The organism is Actinomyces sp. HMSC075B09 (assembly GCF_001812395.1).
Taxonomy (GTDB): domain Bacteria; phylum Actinomycetota; class Actinomycetes; order Actinomycetales; family Actinomycetaceae; genus Gleimia; species Gleimia europaea.
This window is the reverse complement of the sequence record NZ_KV808735.1, coordinates 169,742-181,519: the sequence shown is the minus strand read 5'-3', so window position 1 is coordinate 181,519 and position 11,778 is coordinate 169,742. Positions and strand designations below refer to the sequence as shown.

General features: G+C 57.0%; 7 protein-coding genes. 5 read left to right on the top strand and 2 right to left on the bottom strand.

What is annotated here, in order from left to right; translation table 11 throughout:
- The first annotated feature begins 91 nt into the window (after positions 1-91).
- Genes glgX through treZ form a run of 3 tightly spaced genes read left to right on the top strand, consistent with a single transcriptional unit; the run spans position 92 to position 6,446 of the window.
- Positions 92-2,209 (top strand): glycogen debranching protein GlgX, encoded by a 2,118-nt coding sequence (glgX, locus tag HMPREF2854_RS05380; RefSeq protein WP_070620090.1) that lies wholly within the window; start codon positions 92-94, stop codon positions 2,207-2,209.
- Complete coding sequence (gene treY / locus HMPREF2854_RS05375; protein ID WP_070620086.1) at positions 2,202-4,703, top strand: malto-oligosyltrehalose synthase; 2,502 nt, start codon at positions 2,202-2,204, stop codon at positions 4,701-4,703. Before glgX ends, treY begins: the two co-directional genes overlap by 8 nt.
- A 3-nt stretch (positions 4,704-4,706) precedes the next feature.
- A complete protein-coding gene (gene treZ, locus HMPREF2854_RS05370; RefSeq protein WP_070620084.1) occupies positions 4,707-6,446 on the top strand; it encodes a malto-oligosyltrehalose trehalohydrolase in 1,740 nt (579 codons plus the stop codon).
- A 103-nt stretch (positions 6,447-6,549) separates the two neighbouring features.
- Here the strand turns inward: treZ and HMPREF2854_RS05365 are convergent, their stop codons facing one another.
- Positions 6,550-7,773, bottom strand: coding sequence for a carboxylate--amine ligase (locus HMPREF2854_RS05365; protein ID WP_083309408.1), 1,224 nt, complete (start codon positions 7,771-7,773; stop codon positions 6,550-6,552).
- A 189-nt stretch (positions 7,774-7,962) separates the two neighbouring features.
- Between HMPREF2854_RS05365 and HMPREF2854_RS05360 the strand changes: the two genes are divergently transcribed.
- Together HMPREF2854_RS05360 and HMPREF2854_RS05355 are read left to right on the top strand one after the other, a co-directional pair.
- Positions 7,963-8,556, top strand: a complete 594-nt coding sequence (locus tag HMPREF2854_RS05360; RefSeq protein WP_070620081.1) for a DUF3000 domain-containing protein — start codon at positions 7,963-7,965, stop codon at positions 8,554-8,556.
- Complete coding sequence (locus HMPREF2854_RS05355) at positions 8,549-9,781, top strand: ribonuclease D (RefSeq protein WP_070620078.1); 1,233 nt, start codon at positions 8,549-8,551, stop codon at positions 9,779-9,781. The genes HMPREF2854_RS05360 and HMPREF2854_RS05355 overlap by 8 nt, the downstream gene beginning before the upstream one ends.
- An 88-nt stretch (positions 9,782-9,869) precedes the next feature.
- On the opposite strand, the gene dxs is transcribed toward HMPREF2854_RS05355, so the two are convergent.
- Positions 9,870-11,774, bottom strand: coding sequence for a 1-deoxy-D-xylulose-5-phosphate synthase (gene dxs, locus HMPREF2854_RS05350; RefSeq protein WP_070620076.1), 1,905 nt, complete (start codon positions 11,772-11,774; stop codon positions 9,870-9,872).
- Between the last annotated feature and the right edge of the window lie 4 nt (positions 11,775-11,778).

The following is an 11,778-nucleotide window of genomic DNA, read 5'->3' as shown; positions in this document are numbered from 1 at the left end:
CTTGGCCGCATCGAATACGATTTATGCAACAAAATAAACAAAGCTTCGCCATCGCATGGTTTGGCGCCTTAGAGTATGACACGCTAGGAGCATGCAAATTTGGCCTGGAGAACCCTACCCGCTCGGCGCAACGTTCGACGGAACGGGAACTAACTTCGCAGTATTTTCTTCTGTGGCAGACTCGGTAGAGCTCTGCCTGCTAGACGAAGACCGCAATGAACAACGTATCGCGCTTACCGAAGTAGACGCCCACGTGTGGCACGCCTACCTGCCCGGCATACTGCCCGGCCAGCGTTACGGCTACCGCGTATACGGACCCTACGACCCCGAGAATGGGCACCGGTGCGACCCCACCAAACTTCTACTTGACCCATATGCCAAAGCGATCGACGGGCAGGTAACCGCCTCGGAATCCCTATACTCATACAAGTTTGAGGATCCGAATGAACGAAACGAAACAGACTCGATTGCAGACACCATGGTCTCAATCGTTATTAACCCATTTTTTGATTGGGGCCATGACCGTCCACCAAACCACGAGTACCACAACACGGTCATCTACGAAGCCCATGTAAAAGGCATGACTGCGCGTCACCCGGAAATTCCAAACGAAATCAAGGGCACGTACGCGGGCATGGCTCATCCTGCCGTCATTGAACACCTCACGCAGCTTGGCATCACCGCGGTGGAGCTCATGCCAGTCCACCAGTTTGTAAACGACCCGCACCTACAAGAAAAAGGGCTATCGAACTACTGGGGCTACAACACCATCGGATTCTTCGCCCCTCACAACGCCTACGCCACTCAAGGGGGTGGCCAGCAGGTGCAAGAGTTCAAACAAATGGTCAAGGCCTACCACGAAGCCGGTATCGAAGTGATCCTAGACGTTGTGTACAACCACACCGCTGAGGGAAACCATATGGGCCCAACCCTGTCATTCCGCGGCCTGGACAATGCCGCTTACTACCGCCTCGTTGACGAGGATAAACGGCACTACTTCGACACGACGGGCACCGGCAACTCGCTGCTTATGAACTCTCCCCACGTGTTGCAGCTAATCATGGATTCGCTACGGTACTGGGTAACCGAAATGCATGTGGACGGCTTCCGCTTTGACCTTGCCTCCACTCTCGCACGGCAATTCCACGAGGTGGATCGCCTTTCCGCTTTCTTCGACCTTATTCACCAAGATCCCATCGTCTCGCAGGTCAAACTCATCGCAGAACCGTGGGACGTGGGCGTTGGAGGCTACCAGGTGGGCGGATTCCCTCCCCTGTGGTCCGAATGGAATGGCCAGTACCGCGACACCGTCCGCGACTTCTGGCGCGGTGAGTTTTCTTCCCTTCCCGCATTCGCCTCCCGCCTTTCCGGTTCGGCTGACCTCTACGAGCATTCTGGCCGCCTACCGATGGCATCTATTAACTTCGTAACCGCCCACGACGGCTTCACCATGCGCGACCTCGTCACATACAACGACAAGCACAACGAAGCCAACGGTGAGGGCGGGCGCGACGGCGAATCGAACAACCGGTCATGGAACCATGGAGCCGAGGGGCCCACCGATGACCCCGAGATCATCAACTTGCGGCTGCGCCAACAGCGCAACTTCCTCACCACTCTCGCAGTCTCGCAGGGGGTGCCCATGATTTCGCACGGCGATGAGATGGGGCGCACCCAAGGTGGCAACAACAACACGTATTGCCAAGACAACGAGATCTCGTGGGTGGACTGGGAACTCGACCCCGAGCAAAAGGAGCTACTAGCTTTCGCGAACCGCGTGATTGCACTGCGCCATGATCATCCCGTGTTCAGGCGGAGGCGCTTCTACAAAGGGCTAGCCAAACGCGGCGGCGAATCCGACCTTGGTGAAATCGAGTGGTTCAACTCGAGCGGCCACCACATGACAGAAGAGGAATGGGACCAGGCGTGGGCGCGCTCCACCATGATCTTCCTCAACGGCCTCGCAATCAATGAACCTGACGAGCGGGGCCGGGAAATCATCGACGATGATTTCATTCTTTGTTTTAACGCCTCTCCCGAGGACATTGACTTCACCCTTCCCAAACAAACCTACGGGAAAACCTGGAGCACAGTCCTTAACACGGCTGATGACTTGGACGAGTCGAAACATGACGCCAGCGCTAAGGTGAATGTGACGGCCAGGTCGATACTCATACTTAGGAGCCCGCGAGGTAACGAAGATGAATAATCCACACCCCCACCTTCCAGCGGAAGGAAAACGCACCCCCATATCCACGTATCGCCTCCAGGTGAACGAGAACTTCCCCTTCAGCGCGGCCGAGGAGGTGCTTCCCTACCTGGTTGATCTAGGGGTAACGGACGTCTATCTTTCGCCCATCCTGCAGGCGGCGCCCGGCAGCCTGCACGGTTACGACGTGGTGGACCACACCCACATTTCAGTGCAGCTCGGCGGATTGGAAGCTTTTAAAGCGTTTTCTGATCGCGCTCACGAACTGGGGCTGCACGTCATCGTTGACATTGTTCCAAACCACATGGCCGTGCCCACACCCGTATGGCACAACAAAGCCATGTGGTCCGTGCTTAAACACGGCGCCGAGTCAGGCTATGCGAACTGGTTCGACGTTGACCTCGACTCCCCCATACTGATGCCTGTCCTTGGTAAACGCATTGGCCAGGTACTGGCAGACCAAGAGATCCAACTTGAAAAAATGGTGGTCCCCACAGAGCCTCAATACGGCGAGCAGTGGGTTCTCACATACTACGAGCACGTGTTCCCCGTAGCCAAAGGCACCGAATCACTTCCCCTCTCGGTGCTCATCGAACGCCAGCACTACCGCCTGGCGCATTGGAAGGTAGCCGACGAAGAGCTGAACTACCGCAGATTCTTTGACGTGGGAACACTAGCTGGCCTGCGCATAGAGCAAGAGGAAGTATTCCAAGCCACCCACGCGCTAATCCTCGACCTGGTCCAAACCGGGTACATCGATGGCCTGCGGGTAGATCACCCAGATGGCCTCGCAAACCCAACCGAATATTTCAAACGGCTGCACGAGGCCACGGGCGGCCAGTGGATTGTTGCCGAAAAGATTCTTGAAGGCGACGAAGATCTGCCCTCCAACTGGCCCGTGGCTGGCACCACCGGCTATGACACGGCGTGGCGACTACACGCGCTTCTCACCGAGCCGGCGGGAGCAATGCCGCTTGGAGCGATCATGCAGAACATTGCCGGCGACTCACCTTCCTCACTTCCATCGATCATTCGTACGGCTAAAGCGCAGATCATTGACACCTCACTAGCGGCAGAAGTTCGCCGGGTTGGCACTCTAATCTGGCAGATTTGTCAGGAAGACATTCGTCTACGCGACTACACGTTCCGCTCCCTCATCGATTGTCTGCGTGAACTTGTAATCGAGTTTGACCGCTACCGCGCTTACGTCGCCGCGCTCGAACCCGTTTCCGATGCGACGCGCGCGGTTGTTGAAGACGCTGCTGCGCGTGCCCGCACCCGACTCGATGATGATATAGATGACGCAATGGACGTTATCGTTGCCCTCGTTCTTGGTGACGAGGTTGGCTCCGCTGGCCTAGACGTAAGCGATGAGCGCCGCCGCGAAGTGATGGTACGTTTCCAACAAATCTGCGGAGCCGTACAAGCTAAGGGCGTTGAAGATACTGCCTTCTACCGCTGGACCCACATGACGTCCCTTAATGAGGTGGGGTCTACGCCCGAGGTATTTAGCCTTGACATTGACCGTTTCCACGCCTTTGAGTCCAAACTCCAAAGCAACTGGACGGCAACCATGACGTGCGGCACAACGCACGACACTAAGAGGGGCGAGGATGTGCGCGCCCGCATTTCACTGCTTTCGCAGCGCTCCAAAGACTGGGCTAGCCTGCTGAACGAAATGCGCGCCCTTTCACGCGAGTACCGTCCAGCAAATGTTGATGGACGCGCAGAAAACCTCATGTGGCAAACGATTGTGGGCACGTGGGGAGCAACCGATCGGATCACCGCGGATAGGCTGACCGGATATCTCACCAAAGCGATTCGGGAACAAAAAGAGTGGACCTCGTGGACCAGCTCCGATGAGCGCCGCGAACAGGAGTTCTTGGAATACGCCTGCGCAATCATTTCTGATCCGCAGATCATTGAGCTTTTAGACGAGTGGTGTGAGTCCAACACGGACTTACTGCGCTCGGTCATCCTCCCGATGAAAGCGTTGCAACTAACTTTGCCAGGCGTTGCCGACGTTTACCAGGGCACTGAGATCACCGCGACTTCCCTTGTGGATCCTGACAATCGTCGACCGGTAGACTTCCCGGGGCTCGCACAAATGCTGGACAAAGTTTTTGCCTCGTCCCCGCAGAGCCTAGATGAAGAAAAGATGCTAATCACCGCATCACTACTACGCCTGCGCCGAGACCTGCCTAGCGTTTTCGTATCCAAGGACTCGGGATACCAGGCGCTTCCCACATCGTCAGGCCACTGCGTCGCGTTTGCCCGTACGCTCGCTGGCGAGCCGCGCGTAGTCACGGTTGCAACCAGGCGGAAAGCCGCCCTCGATGAGATCGGCGGTTGGGACGAAGTCTCGGTGGTTCTGCCCGATGGATCGTGGCAAGACGTATTCACCGGCGAGGTTTTCCAGGGCGGAGCGACACCGGCTACGGATCTGCTCGACATTTTCCCGGTATCCGTACTCAAGAAGATTGAGGAAAGCTAAACCGTGAGCATATCGAAGAATATTGAGGATACTCCTGGCCGCGGCCTTGTTCCGGTATGGTCCTCAACTGCTAAGTCAATCAGGTTGGAGTACGAGTTCCAGGGTACCCACTCACTGGAAATGGAAAATCACGCGGGATGGTGGACCAGCCCCTCCCCACTTCCTCTTGGGGCTAAGTATCGCTACAGCGTGGATGGCGGCGCGCCCGTTGCTGATCCCCGCGCTCTACGTCGCCCGAGTGGCGTGCACGGACCGGCGCAAACGTGGGAGCCACCCAAACTGGGGCACTTTGATGCCGGCGATCTGCTTGGAAAAGTGTTCATGGAGATCCATGTCGGCACGTTTACATCCGAGGGAACGCTCCAAGCAGCGGCGCAAAAACTACCGCACCTGGCCGACCTCGGCGTGCAGGTAGTGGAGGTTATGCCCGTTGCGCCTTTCCCCGGCACGTTCGGATGGGGCTATGACGGGGTGAGTTTGTACGGAGTGCATGAGGCGTATGGTGGCCCGGATGGCTTTGTGCACTTTGTTGAGGTAGCGCATGACCTTGGCATCGCGGTGTGTTTAGACCTGGTTTTGAACCACTTTGGGCCGGTTGGAAACTACATTGCTTCGCTCGACAACTACTATTCGAGCAAGCATGAGACACCGTGGGGCGCTGCGCTTGATCTTGACGGACAGAACGCCGCCCACACGCGCGCGTTCTTGAAGGGTGCAGCTTTGCACTGGCTACGAGACATGGGTGTGGATGCCCTGCGTCTAGATGCCGTGCACGCGCTGGATGACGATTCCGACTACCACTTCCTAGCTGAACTTTCCGATGCCGTAGCCAAGTTGGAGAGCCAAACTCGCCGCACGCTCACGCTGATTGCAGAGTCTGATTTGAATGACCCAATCATGGTTACCCCCACCGACATGGGCGGCCGAGGCATGGACGCGCAGTGGGATGACGACGTGCACCACGCCCTCCACGCCGCGTTCACAGGGGAAACACACGGATACTACGCCGACTTCGAGCCTCACGAGGCTCTCATAGCGGCATTCGAGGACGTCTTCTTTCACGCTGGCACGTACTCCTCGTTCCGAGGAAAAGTCTGGGGCGCTCCCGTCCCCAAAGACATGGACCGGCGCCGGTTTGTCATTTCCTCGCAAAACCACGACCAGGTGGGTAATCGAGCGATAGGCGACCGCCCGTCAGAGGCGCTCTCAGATGCGCAACTAGGTTCTGTTGCTGCGCTGGTTTTGCTCTCCTCGTTCACACCAATGCTTTTCCAGGGTGAAGAGTGGGCTTCACGCGCACCGTTCCTGTTCTTCTCAGATCAAGAGGGCGACGAAGACATGGCTCGCGCTATGCGCGAAGGACGCCGCGCCGAGTTCGCATCGCACGGCTTTGATTCGATATACGGCCGCAAAGTTATGGTCCCTGATCCCACTGCCCGCTCCACGTTTGAAACATCGAAACTGGACTGGGAAACCGCGCAATCCGAGTCTGGTGCGCGGATGCTCGCGTGGTACAAGAAGCTCATTAAGATTCGCAAGGAAGAAGCCACCGGTGGCAAACCCATGCGAGTGAGCTTCGAAAAAGACCTGTTGCGGATGAGTAGCGGGAGCCTCGAAGTGTTAGTAAACATGGGCACTAGCCCGGCTCGTCCTGCCGTGAGCCAGGAGCAACGCTTCGTCTTGAGCTGGTCCGGTAACGCGGGCGATCTGCAACCCGGAGAAGCCGCGATATACAAGAGCTAGATACTTGCTTGAACTGCACTCGCTGGCTCGCAATAGCTCAAAACTAAAGATGCCCTGCCTACAACCTGCGCGGGGCATCTTTACAAGCAATGACGTCGCCTATTTAGAGCTCGGTTGGGGGGAACTTTTCAAACACCTGTGCCAGGTGCATATCCCTACCAGCTAGGAATACCGCGCGCTTTAGCGAACGATCCTTCGGATTCTTCAACGGGTTAAACAGGTGCTCACGCGCCAGCTTCTTCATGCGCTGGGAAAGCTCTGGGTCGTCGCACCACTTGGTGGCAACGCGAACTGGGACGAGAGCGTACAGGGCCTCACGCGCGCCAACTTTCAACTCGCTGTCTTTGCCAAACACGAGGTCTTCAATCAAGACGCTCATGGGGTTCACTCCCCCGGCAAAAACATAGCCTGAGTTGCGGCCAATTCGCGGGTTTACCTCGAGGAAATAGGCAACCCCATCGCGCGGATCGATCTTGATGTCAAAGTTTGCGAACCCCTGATAATCAACATTTTCGAAGAAGGTCTTCACCTGATTGAACAGGGCTTCGTTGGGGCCGGTTACCATCGCCACGGGGTTGCCTACCAGGCTGGGACGGTGGTCTTGCAGGCCCACGTGTGCGTGTACGAGCATAACCAGCTTGCCCTTGGTGTTCACGTACGCGGTGATGGAGCGGATCTGACTGTCACCGCCAGGAATGTACTCTTCGATTACAAAATCGCCGGCATACCCATAGCTCTCCAGCTGGGACAAGAAATCATCCAGCTCGGCAGGCGTGTCGAAATAGTAGACCTTGTGTTTATTCGGCATATCCAGCAGGTCAAACTCAGCGGAAAGAGCAGGCTTAGCTACAACCGGATAGTTCAGATCAACGCCGCGCGCGGACGCTTTAACCGTTGCAAAACGCGCGGTGGAGATGCCGGCTGCCTCGCAAATCTTCTTAAACGAGGCCTTATCAGACACGGCCGCGAGCGTTTGGCTTGAGGGCAGCGCAACCTTGTAGCCCTCAGGCAGGCGGTCTCGCACCTCCACGAGGTTTGCGATCTGCGCATCAGAGTTCGTCATAAGGATCAGGGGACGCTGCGAGTACTTATTGGCAACCTGTTCCAAAACCTCTAGCACGCCACTGTTTGTAGTGGCATCTTCCACGGGCACCCAGTCGATGAAGTTTGAGTAGGTTACGGCCTTAGAGGGGGCGGCGGAAATGCATACGACGCGCGTGTCATAGGCGTCATTAAACTGGCGGGCAAGCGCGTAGGCTTCGATACCTCCGCCAAGAATCACCGGCAGACCTTCAAATCGGCCAATATCTGCATTGTTTGCGTCCACTGCGCACTCCTTCAAACAGCTGGCTTAACTCCATCAAGTTTAATGCAACATGTGCTTGGCCTGCGTTTGTACACCGGTAGGCCCGAGATTGACGCGCGAAGTAACATTTTGCACCTGCCCGCCATGCTCTTTCACCTACCCGGGCGCGCCGTAGCGGAAAAGCTCCGTAGTGCTCGGTAGCCTGAATGTGTGTTAGCCGAAGTAAGCGCATCTGGGCGCGTGTCGCCTCCGCAAGAGTTCGTTGAGGCCCTTCTCAGCTTGCGTTCCGCCCCGCCCGAACCCGGCATTGAGTTACAAGAGGTACCCGCTCCTCGTAAAATCGCCCCGTATGCGGCTGCACTTAGAGCCTTCACAGAGGCCGAGGAAGACGAGCTTCCCGTAGCAACAGGCCGTTTTGTGGTGCTGTTTGACCCTGATGGGCAGCCGGGCTGGAACTCCCGGTTTCGCATAATCATGCATGCGCGTTCGCAGGTGGAGCCCGAGATGGGCACAGATCCCCTACTTGGTGAAGTTGTGTGGAGTTGGGCGCATGACGCCCTCGACGACGCGGGAGCGAACGCACACAACATGAACGGCACGGTTACGCGCGAATTATCTGACACATTTGGCGGCCTGAAACTATCCGGTTCCGAAGTAGAGATAGAAATGCGCGCCTCTTGGTCGCCCGCAACAAACGACCTTGGCCCGCACATGACGGCCTGGCTAAAGCTGATTGCCCGCACGGCCGGAACTTACATAGATGACGATCACGCTTTTGCGATAGAACCGATACCGCATGCCTGACCGTCCGCAACCTATCGAGAACATGACCGATTCTGACCCCACCCTGATAGTGCACCCGCACGAAGGCACGCCAGATCCAACCGATACGCCAGAAGACCTTAACCGCGCGATCAAGAAACTCGCAAGTTCCACTATGCCCGTGGCAATTGACGTGGAGAGAGCCTCCGGCTTCCGCTACTCAGACCGCGCCTACTTAATCCAGATTCGACGTGAGGATACGGGCACCTTCCTCATCGATGCAGACGCGCTCCCCCACTTGCACTCTTTGGGCGAAGCACTGCAAAACGCTGTGTGGATCCTGCACGCGGCAGACCAGGATTTGCCAAGCCTGCGCGGCGCAAACCTGCACGCTCCAGAGCTTTTTGATACCGAGGTGGCAGCGCAACTACTGGGGTTTGAGCGTATTGGGCTCGCTGCTGTGTTGGAACAAACCCTGGGCGTAACACTCGATAAGGAGCATCAAGCTTCTGATTGGTCTAACCGTCCACTGCCCCGAAGCTGGCTGCGTTACGCCGCGCTGGATGTGGAATTTTTAACTCAGCTATACAGGGTGCTCAGCCGCGAACTGTATGATGCCGGCCGCTGGGATTGGGCAGAACAGGAATTCGCGCACATTTTGAGTAGAGAGCCTAAACCGGCGGACCCGAACAAGTGGCGTTCGATTCCCGGCGCAGGCAAAATCCGCACGCGCCGCCAGTTGGCGATTTTACAGCAGCTTTGGAGAGCACGCGAGGCCATTGCGAGGGAGCAAGATATTGCCCCAACTCGCTTGATCAGCAACCGCACGCTCGTGTCTTTAGCATTCAAACCTCCGCGAAATAAGCGGGCTCTGCTAAGCATTCAAGAAATGCGCCGCCCGCGCACCCGCAGCCACACCGATGAGTGGATCCGCGCAATCAGACACGCAAAATGCATGTCCGAAACCGATTTACCACCATTACGTAAGCCCGTTGCGCCGGGAACGCTACCGAAAGTGTCTGGATGGCGATCTGCACACCCCGATGAGCTTGCACGCCTTAAAACGATCCGTCGGGCCATTGAGCCGCTCGCTAAAGAGCTAGGCATAGATCCCGCTGTTTTGTTAGAGCCTCGGGTACAAAAGCGTTTAGCCTGGGACGGCCCGGTCCTTCGCCCGGCCGAAATGCGAGAGTACCTACGCCGCCGCGGCGCACGCGAGTGGCAGATTGAACGCGTTGCAGGCGCGCTGGTGAAAGCTACCAACTAGGTCCTGTACTACGGACTCGTATACAAGGTGTCTAAGAAGACGGCGAATGCAGTTAAGCCGAGTAGCAACTAATCGGTATCTGCTCCCGCTATGAAAGCTTGTTCAGCTCCTGCAGGATCTCGCTTGCCGAATGCTTAGGATCCAGGTGAATATCCTCGATTATCTGATCTCGTTTGGCATGGTCCAGGAACTGTTTTGGTACGCCACGGGCCATGACTGGCGTGTACCTGCCCGCCCGTGCGAGCGCTTCGCGCACCGCGGAGCCAAACCCGCCTTCCTGCAGACCATCCTCGAACGTAACAACCAGTTGCGCATTCGCGATCTGTTGCACCAGGTCAGCGCTGACCGGCAGTAGCCAGCGCGGGTCAATGACGGTTGTTGCTACGCCCGCGTCATCAAGCATTCGCGCAACTTCTAACCCATTCTTCACAAGCGCACCCGTAGCGAGGATCACGACCTGAGCCTGATCACCTTCACGCAGAACATCACCCCACGGATGGCGCGAAATAGCTGGAATCGGGTCCGGTAGAGCACCCTTTGCGTAGCGAACTACCGTGGGCGCATCATCTACCTCAACGGCTTCGCGAAGAGCGAGGCGCAAAGTCTCCTCATCGCGCGGCGCATTCAGACGCAGGCCGGGAACAATAGAGAGCATTGCGATGTCCCACATGCCGTTGTGAGAAGCGCCGTCATCACCCGTGATTCCTGCACGATCAAGCACAAAAGTGACGCCTGCCTTATGCAGAGCTACGTCCATAAGCACCTGGTCAAACGCACGGTTCAAGAACGTGGCATAAACCGCGAATACCGGGTGCGCGCCAGCAAAAGCCATACCGGCAGCGGAAGTAACCGCGTGCTGTTCCGCAATGCCTACGTCAATGACGCGATCGGGGAACTCCTCATGCATTGGCAGCAGACCAACCGGCGCCATCATCGCTGCAGTGATCGCTACGACCTTCGGATTTTCCCGCGCGATCTTCACGATCTCATCCGCAAACACTGCCGTCCATCCAAATCGCGAGGGAGCTACCGGCAACCCCGTCTCAGGGTGGATCTTCCCTACCGCATGGAACCGGTCAGCAACGTCCTCCTCTGCGGGAACATAGCCGCGGCCCTTATTGGTGATTACGTGCACCAAAATGGGTTGTTTTGCCGCTTTGGCGCGAGTGAGGGCAAACTCGAGCGCCACCTCGTCGTGCCCGTCGAACGGGCCGATGTATTTAATGCCGAGGTCCGCGAACATTATGCCCGCGCTAATCGCGTCACGCATGCCCTCCTTCATGCCGTGAAGAGCATCGAACGCCATCTCCCCGGGACGTCCGTGCGACAGGAGCTTCTTCTTGCCCCACGCCAATGCCTTCTCATATCCCTCTGACACGCGCAACGCATCCAAGTGGTGTGCGAGGCCTCCAATGGTGGGCGCGTAGGAACGCCCGTTGTCGTTCACAATAATTACGAGGTTGCCATCCGCATGGTCACCGATATTGTTAATCGCTTCCCACGCCAGGCCGCCCGTCAAAGCGCCGTCACCAATAACTGCAACCACGTGGTCTTCACGGCCGGTGCGTTGGTATTCGCGTAGCACACCTTCCGCCCACGACAGCGCGGTTGAAGCGTGCGAGTTTTCTACCACGTCGTGAGGCGACTCCGTCCTCGACGGATATCCAGATAGGCCCCCTTCTTGGCGCAACTTTGAAAAATCCGTGCGCCCCGTCAAGAGCTTATGAACGTACGCCTGGTGGCCCGTGTCAAAAATAATCGTGTCGCGTGGTGAATCAAACACGCGGTGAATCGCCAGCGTCAGTTCGACCACACCTAGGTTTGGGCCCAGGTGGCCACCCGTGCGGGAAACGGACTGCACCAAATACTCGCGAATTTCGCCAGCCAGCACTTCTAAATCGGCAGAAGTGAGGTCCTTCAAATCCGAAGGCTGCTTAATGGAAGCTAAAAGTCTTCCGGGTTTAGGGGCTGGCTTTTCACTCATGAGCACCATCTTA